Consider the following 16468-nt stretch of genomic DNA (forward strand, 5'->3'; position numbering starts at 1 on the left):
AAGGAAGGTTGAACATGACAGAGAAACAAACACGCAAACAACTTGCGAAGCAAATAGGACAGACGCTGCGTCCAATGGGCGTGTATCAAATTCAAAATAAGGAAAATGGCAAAATTCTACTCGGCAGCAGTATGTATCTCGACACGATCTGGAATCGGCACACGTTCCAGTTGAAAATGGGGTCGCATATGAACAAGGCTCTGCAGCAAGATTGGAATCAATATGGGGAAGAAGCCTTTACGTTCGAGGTGATCGAACAACTCAAGCCCTCTGTTGAGACGTATTCCACGGAGGAGGAGCTTAAGGAATATGAGTCGGAGATTAAAGTGCTAGAGGAATTGTGGGCTGAGAAGCTGCAACCCTACGGAGACCAAGGGTATCTCAAAGCACCTCGGGTAAAAGGATAGACCAATTCATAGGATATGAAAATCCCCCTAACCTTGAACGAATACGAGTTAGGGGGATTTTTCACGATCATATCTTCAACCTACTTTTTAGTTAACGTCTTGCCTGAAAACTATTTCTATTCTCCTGTAGAAAAGCATCTAATGTACGGGGTTCTCTGCCGAGCAGACTTTGTACGGTATTCGTAGGCTTCTCCGGTACAACGGTAGACATCGTTTGAATTTCCACGACGTGTTCTGCGAGCCAAGGCGGCATGTGTCCATGTACGATCAAATCGCTCCGCAGCGCCTCGGGCTTCAGGTTGATAAATCGGATCGGCCGATTGAGCAGGGTAGACAGTTTATCTGCGATCTGTGGGTAAGTGAACGTTTCTGACCCTGTCAGTGTATAGATGCCGCAAGCCGGCTTTTGATTGGTTAGAGCTACTGCAGCAACATCAGCAATATCTCGACAGTCAATGAAGTTGCATGGCGAATCTCCGATACAGCCGAAGAAGACATCTTGGGTTGTAATGGTTGGTGCGAGACGCAGTAAATTTTGCATAAACGCATAGGGACGCAGCACCGTATAGATCAAGCCGGATGCAACCAAAGCTTGCTCGATTTCGGCATGCCAGCCCGCCACAGCGACAGGAGAACTCTTCTCATAAGCTGGACTGGATATTTTGACGATGTGTTCGATTCCTTCTTGAGCAGCGATCTGAATGATCGATGTTTCTAGTTCGACTTGTCTTGGACTGTTGGACAAAGCTAGGAATAGTTGACTGGCACCTTCTAATGCACGGCGCATCGATTCGGGATCATTTGCATCGGCAGCGCAGATCTCAACCCTAGACAACCCTAAATTTCCGATTTGTTGATGAAGTTTATCAGGCTCTCTAGTCAGTGCCCGGACTGGCACGCCAAGCTCCATCAAACGTTTCAAAAGTGCATTTCCAATTGTACCTGTTGCTCCAATAATAGCGATCATCTTTAAATCTCTCCTCTAATGAATTTATTTGGTGATTGAAGCTCGCCACCGCCAACTCATGGTTGTGCAGGCAATCGCCCCTGACAGCGGAAAATCAAACCCGATTTGATCGAACCAAACCCAATGATGATTCGGATTGATAAGGTCCAGCAGAATCGGAGTCCCCCACGCCGCGAATAGACCGAACAATGCACCTGCAAGCGCAAACGCCCCTACGACAACCACGCGTGGTGCACCCGCAACCCATCGTTTACGGTTCCCACGGCTATTCAGCCAGAGGCCAACCAATAAAGCCACCAACAAGGATGTTCCTCCAATCGTCGTTAAAGCTCGTATTTGCAGCACCTTGTCGGCCGTGACGAGTCCCCCAATGCCTGCCATGATGGCAGGGGCCAGATAGGCTGGAATCAATTCGCGCCACAGCACGAAAGGCTTCCTGCGAGAACGGGCGGATCGAATCCCATAAACCTCTTCTGATTGATTTGGGTCATTCATGTTGCGCATGTTATTACTCCTTTCTTGTTTAGATCGAACAGCATTGCTTTATATAATTAGGGTCCTAACTATATGGCGGTTAAAACGGGCTAGCTAACCTAGCCCGTTTTTCCTTTCTGGGATGTGCTCCTATGGTTTGGGTTCTGTTGATTCAAAGTGATTCGTCCGTAAGCGCCGAGATTCCTTGCGTAACACGTCCTAGCAGATCGAGAAACACGGTTCGCTCTTCGATGCTTAGTAAGCCGACCATGGCTTCGAGTCTAGCGTAATGCTCCGATGCCATATCACGCAGCTTCTTCGCTCCTCCCTCAGTCAAGACGACCGACTTCTGGCGGCCATCGACAGAGCTCGTACGACGAGATACAAGTCCATCCCGTTCTAGAATCTCGATTAAGCCTGTGACGGTAGCGCGTGTGACGCCTAGATTTTCCGCAAGCTGTGAGGGCAGCTCTTCTCCATCGTTATCTTCAAGATCTGCTAGCAATCGATATCGCCCTGTCGATAATCCGAATCTGGAGAAATGGATTTCTGCGGCATGCCCAAGCTTGGCTCCTGCTGCCATCAAACGGGCTGCGACGAGCACGGCTTGTGCATCTACGTCTAGATCGTAGCGCTCAACCTGGCGCTGCGTTTGTGCAAGCGAGGGAATAAGATTCATGTCAGCTGATTCTTTATTGTTATTGGCCATACATATAGTATGGCGCCTAACTATATGTGTGTCAACTCATTTGTGTTGATTCTTCTTGCATGATGCGTTGTAGAGTAGGAAACGCTAAGAGAAAATGTTGTCAAATAAGGCAGTGAAAGGCGGATTGGAATGCAATGGGTGCATGATTTGTTTCAGAAGTATCCGGAGCTGGCTGTGTTTCTGACCCTAGGCGTTGGATATGCTGTTGGTCGAATTAAGATTGGTTCTTTCCGTGTTGGAGCGGTGACAGGGGTTCTGTTGACAGGTGTGCTCATCGGTCAATTGGACATTACGATCTCACCGACGGTCAAATCGATTTTCTTCCTCCTCTTCCTGTTCGCGATGGGGTACCGTGTTGGTCCACAATTCGTTCATGGGTTGAAGAAGGACGGGCTGCCGCAAGTGCTATTCGCCGTCATTGTCTGTGTTACGGGACTGGCAGCCGCTTATGTTGCTGCACGAATCTTGGGCTATAACCCAGGTCAAGGCGCAGGCTTGCTCGCAGGCTCCCTAACCCAATCGGCGGTCATTGGGGTCGCCTCGGATGCGATCAATGGATTAAAGCTTGCTGCAGCAGAACAGGAATCGATGATCAGCTTCGTCGTCGTCGGTTATGCAATTACGTACATATTTGGAACCGCTGGGGCGGCTTGGTTCTTGTCTGCCATGGGTCCCAAAATTCTAGGGATTAACCTTGCCGAAGCATGCAAGCAGCTTGAAGAAGAGGTTGGCGTGACACAGGAAAATCCAGAGATTAGCTCGGGCTACCGCTTCAATGTCTATCGTGCCTATGTCGTAGAGAACGAGCATTATATTGGACAGACCGTCGGTGATATAGAGCAGCGATTCAAAGGAAAGGACAAGCGGATCTTCATTCTTCGAATCAAGACCAAATTAGGGATGATCGATGCGACGCCGAACATGGTGCTGGAAGCGGGCGATATTGTCGTGATTGGGATGACCAAGCGCAACATGGATCTATTCGTGGATGACGTCATAGGAGAAGAAATGTTCGATGAAGAGTTGTTTGACTTTCCGATTGAAACATTGGAGGTAGTGGTGACGAGCAAAGCCGTAATCGGTATGACGACCCATGACGTGAGCTTCAAGATGTTATCCCGCGGCGTTTATGTCTCAGCGCTGAAACGGCAGGGTGAAGAGCTTCCGCTGCGCCATACGAAGCTGCATCGCGGGGATGTGCTCGTGATCGTTGGTCCTCAGTCGGCGGTGGAGGCGGTTGCCAAACGTATCGGCTACGCTGCGCATAAATCAAGCGAGACCGACATGATCTTCGTCGGATTCGGCGTGCTGCTCGGCGGTCTGATTGGTATTCCAACGGCACATATCGCAGGGATTCCGATCAGTCTGACGACGAGTGGTGGGGCGCTCATTATGGGGCTCATCTTCGGCTGGCTGCGATCCTTGCACCCGACCTTCGGGCGCATTCCAGAAGGGGCCGTCTGGGTCTTCAACAATGTCGGTTTAACGACCTTCGTTGCGGTCGTCGGTATCTCGGCGGGGCCCGGGTTCGTCTCCGGCATTAAGCAGTCAGGACTCAGTATGTTCATAGCAGGTATCTTCGTGACGTTAATTCCGCTGCTCGTCGGACTGCTAATCGGCAAATACTTCTTCAAGTTCCATCCGGCGATTACGCTTGGCGCCTGCGCAGGGGCGCAGACGACTACGGCTGCAATCGGTGCGATCACAGAAGTCGCGAAGAGCCAAGTCCCGGTTCTAGGATATACGGTGACGTATGCCATCGGGAATATCCTGCTCACCATTTGGGGCGCTATTATCGTAGCCCTACTCTAGACATATGATCACGAAGAAAGACAAGAAGAGGGTCCGACAACGAGAAAAGGAGAGATACTTGATATGACCGATAATATGCAGCGTCGCGAGATTGAGGAGCGATATGGCAAGCTCAGTCCTTTTGAGCTGAAGGATAAATTAATTAGCTATGCAGAAGAGGGTTCACGTAAGAGTACGAAGATCATGTTAAATGCAGGCCGGGGAAATCCGAACTGGATCGCCAGCACGCCGCGGGATGCTTTTTTTACATTAGGGCATTATGCGGTGACGGAAGCGAAGATGACGTGGGAGGATGGCGACTTGGCAGGGATGGCGAAGAAGCCGGGGATTTATAATCGGTTCATGGCCTATGCCGATCATCATCCTGATTATCCGGGCATGGATTTCTTACGGAAAGCCGTCGAATTCGGAATTGTGACGCAAGGGTTTGATCCCGATGCCTGGGTGCATGAGCTTGTAGATGGCATTATCGGCGATAATTATCCCGTTCCCGACCGGATGCTGCGTCATATGGAGGAAATCGTCAACGACTATATTATTCAAGAAGTATATGGGGATAAGGACATCGGCAAATTTGATCTTTTTGCCGTCGAAGGGGCGACGGCAGCGATGTGTTATCTTTTCGATACATTAGTTGCGAATGCGCTGCTTCATCCTGGGGATCGGATTGCGATTATGGTTCCGATCTTTACGCCGTATTTGGAGGTTCCGCATTTGCCGAGATATCATTTCGATACTGTGGAGATCCATGCGTCTGAGCTGCGGGAGGATGGATCGCATACCTGGCAATACCCGACTTCTGAGCTCGAGAAGCTGAAAGATAAGACGATCAAAGCACTGTTCATTGTGAATCCGAGCAATCCACCGTCCGTCGCGATTCGTCCAGAAACGGTCCGTGAGCTGAAAGAAATCGTCTCGGAGCACAATCCGGAATTGATGATTATTTCGGATGATGTGTATTGTACCTTTGTGAAGGAGTTCCGTTCCTTAATGACGGAAATGCCTTATAATACGGTCGGTGTCTATTCGTTCTCAAAGTATTTTGGCGTAACGGGTTGGCGGCTTGGAGTAGTAGCGGTTCATGAACATAATATTTTTGATGAGAAATTAAAAAACCTGCCAAAGGTTGAAACTGATCGGCTCGCGGTTCGTTATGGCGCCTTAACGGAGCACCCGGAAGAAGTGCGATTCATCGATCGAATGGTTGCCGACAGCCGTGCCGTCGCACTGAATCATACGGCAGGATTATCCACCCCGCAGCAGGTGCAAATGGCGCTCTTCTCGATTTTTTCCTTGCTGGATCGAGAAGACGTCTATAAGAGGCAGACGATGGATATCTGTCGAAGAAGACAGAGGCTGTTATTCGAAGGGCTTGGCGTGGAGCTGCGGGAAGATCCGCATGATGCAGCGTATTATTTCGAGCTCGATTTGATGGAATGGGCGCAGCGGAAGTACGGGCAATCTTTTGCCAATTACTTAATACAGAACTATTCTTCGCTCGATCTACTCTTCCGGCTTGCAGAGGAGCATTCGATTGTGCTCTTGAATGGCGGCGGGTTCCGAGGGCCGGAATGGTCCGTTCGTTTCTCCCTCGCTAATCTAAATGATGAAGCCTATCTGCATATCGGTCAGATGGTCCGTCAGACGTTTGAATCCTATGTCGCTGCATGGAAAGCAGCAGAGAATTAACAAAAGAAACGCCTTCGATGTCTATCGTAGACACGGAGGCGTTTGTTGTCATTCATGAAAGATGATGTCGAGTAATGATTGGACGATACCGATATCATCTGTAATGAGGAACGCTGGAAGAAAGGCGATTACCAGAAACACCAGCATAATAGACAGGATAAATTTCAACGAAACATTCAGAACGGCCATGGTGCACCCCTCCCATCTAACAAATTTTCCTCTTGTTCTAATGTATGCTTTGAAATGTTGAGAAGACCGGACAGGTTGCGAAAATCCACGGCCTGGGCTGAGGCTATTTGACTGAATAACTATGATATGATGATTATGAAGGTGTACAATGGATGGGAAGGGTTTGTGGGAGTGAAGGATATGGTTAGCTTGCCAATACATGCGGTGATTCCGCAATTGAGAGAATCACTTGAAATACATCAGAATACGGTATTGATTGCTGCGCCGGGGGCCGGTAAAACGACGCAGGTGCCTCTTGCACTGCGAGATGAAGGCTGGCTCGAAGGTCGACGGATTATTATGCTGGAGCCTCGCCGCATCGCGGCTAGAGCATCTGCAAGATTTATGGCATCAACACTTGGGGAGCAAGTCGGGGAGACCGTTGGGTATCGTGTTCGTCATGATACGCGCGTCGGTTCGAAGACGCGTATCGAGGTAGTGACCGAAGGGGTTCTCACGCGGATGCTGCAGGCTGATCCGATGCTATCGGACGTAGGACTTGTCATCTTCGATGAGTTCCATGAGCGGAGTTTGCATGCGGATCTCGGGCTTGCACTTGCACTAGAGGCGCAGAGTGTGTTTCGTGAGGATCTGCGAATTCTGGTCATGTCAGCAACGCTCGATGCAGAGCCGGTGGCGGCGATGTTAGAGAATGCTCCTATTATTACGAGCGAAGGACGTGTCTTCCCTGTGGAGACCGTCTATACGGATCGTCGCAGTGATGCTCCGATGGAAGCTGCGGTTGGCGCAGCCGTCATTCGCGCCTTGGGACAGAATGAAGGCGATATTCTCGTCTTCTTGCCTGGAGCGGGCGAGATCCATCGCACGATGCGTTGGTTGGAGGAGCGGGTGCGGAGCATGTCGTTCCGCGTTCGAATTGCACCGTTGTATGGCGGGCTTACGCAAGATGAACAGGACGCAGCCCTGCTGCCGAGTGGATCGGAGGAGCGGAAAATCGTACTCTCAACCTCGATTGCGGAGACGAGTCTGACCGTCGAGGGCGTACGCGTCGTGATCGACAGCGGGTATATACGTGTGCCGCGGTTCTCGCCGCGAACAGGCATGTCGCGACTCGAGACCGTGCGCGTCTCCCGCGCTGCCGCGGATCAGCGTCGCGGCCGGGCTGGGCGCGTCGCGCCGGGTGTCTGCTACCGCCTGTGGACGGTAGCAGAAGATCGCGAGCTAGCGGCGCGTACGACGCCGGAGATGCTCGAAGCTGATCTAGCACCGCTCGTGCTCGAGCTGGCGGTGTGGGGCACGAGCCCTGCGGCGCTGCGCTGGCTCGATCCGCCGCCCGCGCCAGCCCTTGCGCAGGCGCACGAGCTGCTGCGCTGGCTGGGTGCGCTGGGCGCGGAGGGCGCCGCGACCCCGCACGGGCGCAGCCTTGCGGCGCTGCCGCTGCACCCGCGGCTCGCGCACATGGTGCGCTGCGCGGGGCCGCTCGGCCGCGCCACGCTCGCGTGCGAGCTCGCGGCGCTGCTGAGCGAGCGCGACATCGCGCGCAGCGGCGGCGCAAGCGCTAGCGCGGCTGGCGCAAGCGCGGCTGGCGCAAGCGCACGAGTGCCCGGCGCCGACATGCGCCTGCGCGTCGAAGCGCTGCGCGGAGCGGCCCCGCCGCAGCTCGCGGTCGACGTGGCCGCGTGCCGCCGCGTGCGCGCCGAAGCCGCCGCACTGCAGCGGCAGCTGGGCATCGCCGCGGACCGCGCCGAGGGCGATGCGCTCGCCGATTGCGGCGTGCTGCTCGCCTTCGCCTACCCGGACCGCATCGCCGAGCGGCGGCCGGACGGCCGCTACCTGCTGCGCTCCGGGCGTGGCGCCATGCTGCCGGGGCCAGAGCCGCTGTCGCAGGCACCGTACCTCGCGCTGGCGGAGCTCGCTGATCACGGCGTGGACAGCCGTATTCAGCTCGCGGCGATGCTCTCCCTCTCGGATCTGGAGCGGCATTTCGCTGACCAGATCGAAGAGGAGCGCCTTGTCGCGTGGGATGCGGATGCGCGGGCTGTCCGCGCGCGGAGACGATTGCGCTTCGGTGCAATCCGCTTGAAGGAGGCACCGCTGCCGGATCCCGATCCGGATGAGGTGCTTCGCGCTCTGCTCCAAGGGGTGGAGCAGGAGGGATTGCGCGTGCTCCCTTGGTCGAAGGCCGCGACGCAATTCCGCGAACGGCTGCAGTTCATGCATGACCATGAACCGGAGAGCTGGCCGAATGCGACGGATCAAGGGCTGAGTTCGACGCTTGCCGAATGGCTTGGACCGCATTGTTATGGCATGAAGAAGTTATCGGATCTGAATCAGCTGAATATGGTTCATATCCTGGAATCGCTGCTGAGCTGGGAACAGCGCCGGGAGCTTGATGATTGTGCACCTACGCATATTACCGTTCCTAGCGGCTCACGCATTCCCGTGGATTATCGTAACCCTGAGGCGCCAATTCTTGCCGTACGTCTGCAAGAGATGTTCGGGCTGCACGATACACCGCGTATTGCACACGGGCGCGTGCCGCTTACGCTGCATTTGCTCTCGCCTGCGCAGCGCCCGGTTCAGGTCACGCGAGATTTGGCAAGCTTCTGGCGGGATGCCTATTTTGAAGTGCGCAAAGATTTGAAAGGACGTTATCCGAAGCACTATTGGCCGGATGATCCATCTGCTGCCGTTCCGACGAACCGCGTTCGTCCGAGGACGTAGTAAGATTTTTCATAATATAAGAATTTATAAGTTTCACAAATAAACTGTTCTTATATTTCTCGCTTAAACGCTTCCCGTCCTTACAAGGACGCCGAAGTCGTTTATACTTGTATATATTACAGAGGTAGAGATGAGGAGGGGACGCCGGATGAAATCGATTGAACCAGCCCGTATTCAACAATTGCTCGATCAATTGAAGGGGCAAGAAGTCTATATCCATTTAGAAATGACAACAGGTGCTTATGCCGCGCATCGCGGGGAAGCCAAGCTGGCTGCGACAGCGTTCATCACCAATGCTACCGTGACATACAGCCAGGGCCTCATTGCAGGAGATGGCCCATATCGTGTAGGGCTTAAAACAGCGCATGGGTGGGTCTTCGCCCAAGGACTTACGCATTGGGATGAGACAGAGACCTCGCGTCTTATTGCCGCAGGCCACGATCCCGATGGGAAGCTGGTTGTTGCGCTGCAAATCGCACAAGAGCCATTCTCAAGCCATGAGGAGGACTGATCACATGGATCCGAAGCAAATATTAGTCGTACTGGCGCATCCCGATGATGAAGGGATTATTGGTGGAACACTCATGGAGCATGCGCAGCAAGACGCGAAGATCACCTACATTTGTCTGACGCTCGGCGAAATGGGACGGAATATGGGCAAGCCGCCATTTGCGACACGCGTATCGCTCCCTAAGATTCGCCGACAGGAACTGAAGGAAGCTTGCCAGCTCATTGGCATTCAAGATGTCCGCGAGTTCGGCTTGCATGATAAAATGGTTGAATTTGAAGATCAAGAGGCTGTTGCAGACCGTGTCCTTGAAGTGATTGAGGAAGTGAAGCCTGATCTTATCTATACGTTCTATCCGGGGCATGGCGTACATCCAGACCATGATGCCTGCGGGGCGATCACGATTCGCGCCGTTGCGAAGATGCCTGCCGATAAGCGGCCGGTTACGCGCTGTATTGCGATGACACCGGGAAGCTATGCGGTCCTTGGACAACCGGATTTCGTGAATGATGTGAGCGATATCGTTGATTTGAAAATACAGGCGATTGGCGCTCATAAGACGCAATTTCAACTTATGCTCGGCAACTACAGCCAGGAGACCAAAGATCGCCATCGCCATGAGCGATTGTGGGTCTATCGCTTTTAAGCAACATCCTTATTCTTATTCATATTTCTTTTTCTATGAACGTCTCCAGGAGGGGACGTTCATTTTTTTGTCACAAGATTTATGGGAGAGCGGTTGATCCGCTATGCAGGGTTCTATATAATGATAATTGTTCTCATTGATAATGATTTTCACTCCCATACCATTTCAAAACTTATCACGGCAAAAGGAAGATTCAATCATGTTGAAATTGAGGGTCTTAATCCCTGCCTTTATTGTACTCTCTATCATCTCGGTATTCGTAGGCGTCAAGGATATATCGCTCCTAGGTCTATTCTCGCTTACGGAAGATCAGATACATATATTGCAGGTCAGCCGGTTGCCCCGCCTGATCAGTATCATACTGGCTGGCGTCAGCATGAGCATCTGTGGGTTGATCATGCAGCAGCTCAGTCGCAACAAGTTCGTCTCGCCGACGACAGCCGGAACGATGGATTCGGCAAGGTTCGGAATTCTCATCGCGATGCTGCTCTTCACATCCGCCACGCCGCTGCAGAAGATGCTGGTTGCCTTTGCCTTTGCCTTGATCGGGACGTTACTCTTCATGAAGATTCTCGATCGGATTAAGTTTAAGGATACCATTTTCATCCCGCTCGTCGGGTTAATGTTCGGGAATATCGTGAGCTCCGTCGCGACCTTTTTTGCTTACAAATACGACCTGATCCAGAACATGTCTTCTTGGCTCCAAGGGGATTTCTCCATGATCATCAAGGGGCATTACGAACTGCTCTATATTAGCGTTCCGCTGATGATCGTTGCCTATCTGTTCGCGAATAAGTTCACCGTGGCAGGCATGGGGGAAGAATTCTCGACGAACCTGGGTCTTCATTACAAGCGGGTGGTGAATTTCGGATTAATTATCGTCGCGCTCTCGACAGCATCTGTGGTTTTAACCGTTGGGATGATTCCGTTCCTTGGGCTGATTATTCCGAATATCGTTAGCCTGTATTATGGGGATCACCTGAAGAATACGCTGCCGCACACCGCGTTGCTCGGCGCTGTATTCGTCTTATTTTGCGACATATTGGGTCGGATCATCATTTATCCGTTCGAAATCTCGATCAGTCTGATGGTAGGGATTATCGGGAGTATCATTTTCGTGTATTTATTGATGAGGAGAAAGGCATATGGCTTATAAACGGAAGACGATATATCTCGCGGTGTTTGCACTTGCGCTGATTGCTACATTTATGTTGATCAATGTCGGGAGCAACTGGGGGTACGTCATTCCACGACGTGTGACGAAAGTACTCGCAATTATGCTGACTGGGAGCGCGATTGCGTTCTCGACGGTGGTGTTCCAGACCATTACAAACAATCGAATCTTGACGCCGAGTATTCTTGGTTTGGATTCATTGTATATGTTAATTCAGACTTCCGTTATTTTTCTGTTAGGTTCATCAGCGCTAACGATGGTCAGTAAGAACATGCATTTTATCATTACGGTGATGGCTATGGTGTTATTCTCGGGCTTGTTGTACAAATTCATGTTCCGACGCGATCAACAGAATATTTATTTCCTGTTATTGATCGGGATCATCCTCGGGACGTTATTCCAGAGCTTGACGACATTTATGGAAGTGCTGATTGACCCGAATGAATTCATGATTGTGCAGGACCGGATGTTCGCGAGCTTCAATAACATCAACACAGACGTGCTCCTGATTGCTGGCATCTTAATCGTTGCCGTTACGCTCTATTTCCTGAAATTCATGAAGTATTTGGATGTCATCTCGCTCGGTCGGGATCAAGCTGTGAATCTGGGTGTGCCTTACGATTATGTCGTGAAACGATTATTGATTATCGTCGCCATTCTCATTTCGATCTCCACGGCTCTCGTCGGTCCGATTACATTCCTCGGTCTTCTCGTCGTGAACGTGACGTATCAATTCCTGCGAACCTATCGGCATAGTTACTTGATCGGCGGTTCCATGCTGATTGCGATCATTGCACTCGTCGGCGGACAGCTTATCGTGGAACGTGTATTCACGTTCTCGACGACGATCAGTGTCATCATTAATTTTATCGGCGGTGTGTATTTCATCTATCTGCTGCTAAAGGAGAATAAATCGTGGTAGAAGTCAGTAGTGCCTCCAAGTCATACGGCAACAAATCGGTTGTCGATCAAGTATCAGTCTCCATACGCAAAGGGCAAGTGACATCCTTCATCGGTCCGAATGGGGCCGGTAAGAGTACGCTCTTGTCGATGATCAGCCGCCTGATTAAGATGGATAGCGGTAAGGTGAAGATCGAAGGCAAGGAGATCAGCGAATATAAGAGCAATGATCTTTCGAAGAAAATTTCCATTCTGAAGCAGTCTAATCATATTACGTTAAAACTCACGATTCGCGAGCTTGTGGCCTTCGGCCGCTTCCCTTATTCGCAAGGGCGGTTAACGGAAGAGGACTGGAAGTTTGTCGATGAAGCGATCGACTACATGGATCTTCGCGATCTGCAGCACCATTACTTGGATCAACTTAGTGGCGGTCAGACGCAGCGTGCCTACATTGCCATGGTCATCGCACAGAACACCGAGTATATCTTGCTCGATGAGCCGCTTAATAATCTGGATATGAAGCATTCGGTGCAGATTATGAAGACCCTGCGCAGACTTGTGGATGAGCTGGGGAAGACGGTTGTGATCGTGATTCATGATATTAATTTCGCTTCCTGCTATTCGGATTATATTGTGGCTTTGAAGGATGGGAAGATTGTTCGAGAAGGGCCGACGGATGAGATCATTAGCACGCCTGTCCTTCAGGAAATCTATGATATGGACATTCCGATTCAGGAGGTCCAAGGCCGCAAAATCTGTGTTTACTTTTCTTGAAAAGGTTGTTCAAAAATCATCTTTTGATCACGAAGTTTTTCAAGTAGTGGATTCGACATCGAATCTTGTGTTCACCCTTGAAGTCCGGTACTCATTTAGGTTTTGCCTAAACTCCGTTCCTCCTTCTTCGGGTTCTCACAACCTTCTCGGTGCTGAAAAGCCGACTTTTTGAACACTCATTTAACGATATACCAAAAAAATTAATCGAGGTGGATCATGAAGAAAACATTCGTATTCTTATTTACGATCGTACTAGCGACTGCTCTTGCAGCTTGCGGTACGAAAAATGCATCAGAGCCAGCTAGCGGCAACAGCACGGAATCACAGCAGAGTGAAGAAATGACGATTAAACATCAACTGGGCGAGACTGTCGTGAAGAAGAATCCTTCCAAAGTCGTCGTATTCGATTTCGGTACGCTGGATACATTGGATAAGTTAGGTGTTGAAGTAACAGCCGTTCCTCAGACGAGCATCCCATCTTACCTAGAGAAGTATAAAGATACGAAGTATGTTAACGCAGGCGGATTGAAAGAGCCGGATTTCGAGAAGATCTCTGAGGTGAATCCGGACTTGATCATTATCTCAGCTCGTCAGGCGGACTCCTATGAGGAATTCAAGAAGCTTGGACCTACGATTTATATGGGCGTAGATACGACCAAGTACATGGAATCCTTCAAGAGCAATGCCAAAACGCTTGGACAAATTTTCGGTAAAGAAGCTGAAGTCGATAAAGAGTTAGCTTCGATCGATGATAGCATTAAAGCCCTCCATGAAAAAGTAAGCGTGAATAAAAAGAATGCATTGATTATTCTTGCGAATGAAGGCAAAATTAGCGCTTATGGGCCGGCTTCAAGATTCGGTATTATTCATGATGTGTTTGGCTATCCAGCCGTAGATCCAACGCTTGATCCGAAGCAGACGCACGGTAACAGCATTTCGTATGAATATATCGCTGAGAAGAACCCAGAGTTATTATTCGTTGTAGACCGCAATAAAGTTGCAGCGAAGAACAGTCAATCATCTGCGCAAGAAGCGATTGAGAACGATATTGTGAAGAAGACAATAGCGTATAAGGATGGCAATATTATCTACTTGAATCCGGATTACTGGTACTTGTCCGGAGGCGGCCTTGCCTCGGTCTCTGAAATGGTGAAGGAAATCGAAGCTTCGGTGTAGTATTCGAAGTAAGTCAGCATCATATCAACGTATACGAGCCCAGTATCCTTACGATACTGGGCTTTCTTCAAGTGACAGTCTGGCATATGGTCCCGTACCCACGCCCGAAATAACTGCAAAAAAGCAGTAAAAGAGCGAGTCAATACGCTCTACGCGCGAAATAACTGCAAAAAAGAAGTTAATGAGCGAGCCAACGCGCTCTACGCCCGAAATAACTGCTAAATAGCAGTTATTAAGTTGAGTGGGTGACATACCGATCGTTAACACATTCATCTCGTGCACATTGGAGACCATTATGATAGGATAGTGGGCGACAGATGGTTAGATGATGCGCATAAGCGGGAGGAAGCACCTTTGAGAGTACTATTGAAATTACTACAGGCGATTTTCTATTCAACCAATGCGTTACTGATTCCTTATATGCCGCTTCTGCTCAAGTCTCATGGATTTAGTCCTCTAGAGACGGGAAGCTTACTAGCTATAGGGCCATTTATTGCGATATTCGCTCAGCCGCTTGCAGGTATGATCAGTGACAAGATCGGGGCGATCCGTCCGATTCTCATCGCGCTATGGACGTTCATGGGCATCAGCGCGCTGCTCCTATTCACGACAGGAGACCAGTCCGTTGTAGCTGTGACCGTCGTTGCGCTCTACGTATTCTTCTTGCCAGCGGTATCGCTGCTTGATGCCTTAATGGTGAAGAGCGCGGAACAATTGAATGAGACTTACAGCTCGCTGCGTTTATGGGGCTCTGTCGGCTTTATGATGACGTTGATTATTGTTGGCGGTCAGTTCGATGCGTGGGGTGGGGTTCATGCGTTAGTCTGGATTTTCGCGCCTATCTGGGTGGGGGTATTCGTGATCTTCCTGATCATGCGTGAGCCGAAGGTTAATCATGCGTCTGATGCAGGCACAGATGCAAGGCTGTCGCGTCCGGTGCTGCGCAGTGCACTGCTGAACCCGTCATTATTTATATTCTTGGGTCTTATTTTCTTAATCGCTATCCCACATCGGATGAATGACACGCTCTTGTCCTTGCATATGGAACATCTGGGTGCGAACTCAAGTCAAATTTCCTGGGCGTGGGCTGTGGCTGGAGCGAGCGAGGTCATTGGATTCTATGTGATGGCGAAGATCATTCGAGGCGATCGATTGAAACAATTGCTCGGTCTAACGGCACTCTTATACGCGATTCGTTGGGGACTATATATGTTCATCACTGAACCGTGGGCAATTGTCGCTCTACAGATTACGCATATGTTCACGTATGTTGCCATTTGGGCAGGTTCCATTGAATACATCTCTACAGCATTGCCGAAGCAGATCGTTGCAACCGGTCAGGCGCTGCTAAGCATGGTATTCATCGGCCTAGGCGGTCTCGCAGGAGGATCACTTGGCGGAGCGATTCAGGAGCATGTTGGGGAATCTGCGATGTATGCCATGGGTGTTGTATGTTGTGCGGCGGCTTGGATTGGATTCATGGTATGGAACCGTCGCAGCACAGTTGAAGCCAAGCTTCAGGAAGCGTAAAATTACACATAATATGACATGAGGCAGGTGTAATACATGAAAGTAGAAATTTGGTCGGATTATCAATGTCCGTTCTGCTATATGGGTAAACGGCAATTTGAAGAAGCACTTAAGCAATTTCCACAGCAAGATGCCATTGAAGTTGTTTTTAAAAGCTTTGAGCTGGATCCCAATGCACCGGTAGAGCCAAAGGAAACGATTGATGAGATGCTCGCGTCGAAATACGGTATGTCCATTGAACAGGCCAAGGCGATGAATGCGGATGTAGCCGCCCGTGCTGCTGAAGTGGGATTAACGTATGTATTCGATGAAATGAAGCCATTAAATTCGTTCACGGTACATCGCTTGACACATTTCGCTGCAACTCGTGGACTGCAGCAGCAATTGACCGAGAGGTTATTCGCTGCGTATTTCACCGAATCGAAGTCGTTGGGTGACACGGAGACGTTATTAGCTCTAGCTGTAGAAGTTGGATTAGATCGTGAAGAGGCCTCAGCGGTACTGGCTAGCGATGAGTTCGCTAATGAAGTCCGTGCGGATGAACAGGAAGGAAGTCGTTTGGGCGTCCAAGGCGTACCATTCTTCGTGTTCAACCGAAGATATGCTGTATCTGGCGCGCAGTCGCAGGACGTCTTCAAGGATGTCCTTCAGAAAGCATGGGATGAATCAGCGGTGAATGGCAGCTAACCAATACCTTCATATTGACCTGAAGGGTTAATCATCATACAATAGACAACAGCAAGCAAGTATCATATGGATTTTTAAATTCACGCGTGGACATCCATGTCG

The 16468-nt window shown here is 50.4% G+C and carries 16 protein-coding genes; 12 read left to right on the forward strand and 4 right to left on the reverse strand.

Annotated features, from left to right (window positions below; genetic code table 11):
• Positions 1-14 precede the first annotated feature (14 nt).
• Positions 15-407 (forward strand): GIY-YIG nuclease family protein, encoded by a 393-nt coding sequence (locus AC3WU2_RS06870; protein WP_018754602.1) that lies wholly within the window; start codon positions 15-17, stop codon positions 405-407.
• A 91-nt stretch (positions 408-498) separates the two neighbouring features.
• Here the strand turns inward: AC3WU2_RS06870 and AC3WU2_RS06875 are convergent, their stop codons facing one another.
• From AC3WU2_RS06875 to AC3WU2_RS06885, 3 genes are all read right to left on the reverse strand, one after another.
• Positions 499-1374, reverse strand: a complete 876-nt coding sequence (locus AC3WU2_RS06875) for an SDR family oxidoreductase (protein ID WP_492452608.1) — start codon at positions 1372-1374, stop codon at positions 499-501.
• 24 nt (positions 1375-1398) lie between these two features.
• Complete coding sequence (locus AC3WU2_RS06880; RefSeq protein ID WP_492452610.1) at positions 1399-1878, reverse strand: hypothetical protein; 480 nt, start codon at positions 1876-1878, stop codon at positions 1399-1401.
• Positions 1879-2020: 142 nt separating this feature from the next.
• Positions 2021-2557 (reverse strand): MarR family winged helix-turn-helix transcriptional regulator, encoded by a 537-nt coding sequence (locus AC3WU2_RS06885; protein WP_492452612.1) that lies wholly within the window; start codon positions 2555-2557, stop codon positions 2021-2023.
• 129 nt (positions 2558-2686) lie between these two features.
• Here AC3WU2_RS06885 and aspT point away from each other — a divergent pair, with 129 nt between their 5' ends.
• Positions 2687-4369: an aspartate-alanine antiporter gene (aspT, locus tag AC3WU2_RS06890; RefSeq protein WP_492452614.1), complete on the forward strand. Its 1683-nt coding sequence runs from the start codon at positions 2687-2689 to the stop codon at positions 4367-4369.
• 63 nt (positions 4370-4432) lie between these two features.
• Complete coding sequence (aspD, locus tag AC3WU2_RS06895; RefSeq protein WP_492452616.1) at positions 4433-6058, forward strand: aspartate 4-decarboxylase; 1626 nt, start codon at positions 4433-4435, stop codon at positions 6056-6058.
• A 48-nt stretch (positions 6059-6106) separates the two neighbouring features.
• On the opposite strand, the gene AC3WU2_RS06900 is transcribed toward aspD, so the two are convergent.
• Complete coding sequence (locus AC3WU2_RS06900; protein ID WP_018754608.1) at positions 6107-6247, reverse strand: hypothetical protein; 141 nt, start codon at positions 6245-6247, stop codon at positions 6107-6109.
• A 180-nt stretch (positions 6248-6427) separates the two neighbouring features.
• Between AC3WU2_RS06900 and hrpB the strand changes: the two genes are divergently transcribed.
• The 9 genes from hrpB to AC3WU2_RS06945 all read left to right on the forward strand — a co-directional run bounded on the left by hrpB (position 6428) and on the right by AC3WU2_RS06945 (position 16366).
• Positions 6428-8971 carry an ATP-dependent helicase HrpB gene (hrpB, locus tag AC3WU2_RS06905; protein WP_492452618.1) on the forward strand — a complete coding sequence of 848 codons (2544 nt, stop codon included), beginning with the start codon at positions 6428-6430 and terminating at the stop codon, positions 8969-8971.
• Between the two features lie 148 nt (positions 8972-9119).
• Entirely contained in the window at positions 9120-9482 is a 363-nt protein-coding gene (locus tag AC3WU2_RS06910; RefSeq protein ID WP_018754610.1) for a YojF family protein, read from the forward strand.
• Between the two features lie 4 nt (positions 9483-9486).
• Positions 9487-10125 (forward strand): bacillithiol biosynthesis deacetylase BshB2, encoded by a 639-nt coding sequence (gene bshB2, locus AC3WU2_RS06915; RefSeq protein ID WP_492452621.1) that lies wholly within the window; start codon positions 9487-9489, stop codon positions 10123-10125.
• 202 nt (positions 10126-10327) lie between these two features.
• Positions 10328-11281, forward strand: coding sequence for an ABC transporter permease (locus AC3WU2_RS06920; RefSeq protein WP_492453191.1), 954 nt, complete (start codon positions 10328-10330; stop codon positions 11279-11281).
• Positions 11271-12221: an iron chelate uptake ABC transporter family permease subunit gene (locus AC3WU2_RS06925; RefSeq protein ID WP_314590843.1), complete on the forward strand. Its 951-nt coding sequence runs from the start codon at positions 11271-11273 to the stop codon at positions 12219-12221. The genes AC3WU2_RS06920 and AC3WU2_RS06925 overlap by 11 nt, the downstream gene beginning before the upstream one ends.
• Positions 12215-12973: an iron ABC transporter ATP-binding protein gene (locus tag AC3WU2_RS06930; protein ID WP_492452623.1), complete on the forward strand. Its 759-nt coding sequence runs from the start codon at positions 12215-12217 to the stop codon at positions 12971-12973. Before AC3WU2_RS06925 ends, AC3WU2_RS06930 begins: the two co-directional genes overlap by 7 nt.
• Positions 12974-13189: 216 nt before the next feature.
• Positions 13190-14149: a siderophore ABC transporter substrate-binding protein gene (locus AC3WU2_RS06935; protein ID WP_492452625.1), complete on the forward strand. Its 960-nt coding sequence runs from the start codon at positions 13190-13192 to the stop codon at positions 14147-14149.
• A gap of 354 nt (positions 14150-14503) precedes the next feature.
• Positions 14504-15679 carry an MFS transporter gene (locus AC3WU2_RS06940; protein WP_492452627.1) on the forward strand — a complete coding sequence of 392 codons (1176 nt, stop codon included), beginning with the start codon at positions 14504-14506 and terminating at the stop codon, positions 15677-15679.
• 36 nt (positions 15680-15715) lie between these two features.
• Positions 15716-16366, forward strand: coding sequence for a DsbA family oxidoreductase (locus AC3WU2_RS06945; RefSeq protein ID WP_492452629.1), 651 nt, complete (start codon positions 15716-15718; stop codon positions 16364-16366).
• Positions 16367-16468: the final 102 nt, after the last annotated feature.

This window comes from Paenibacillus sp. EB106-05-06-XG162, assembly GCF_058791655.1.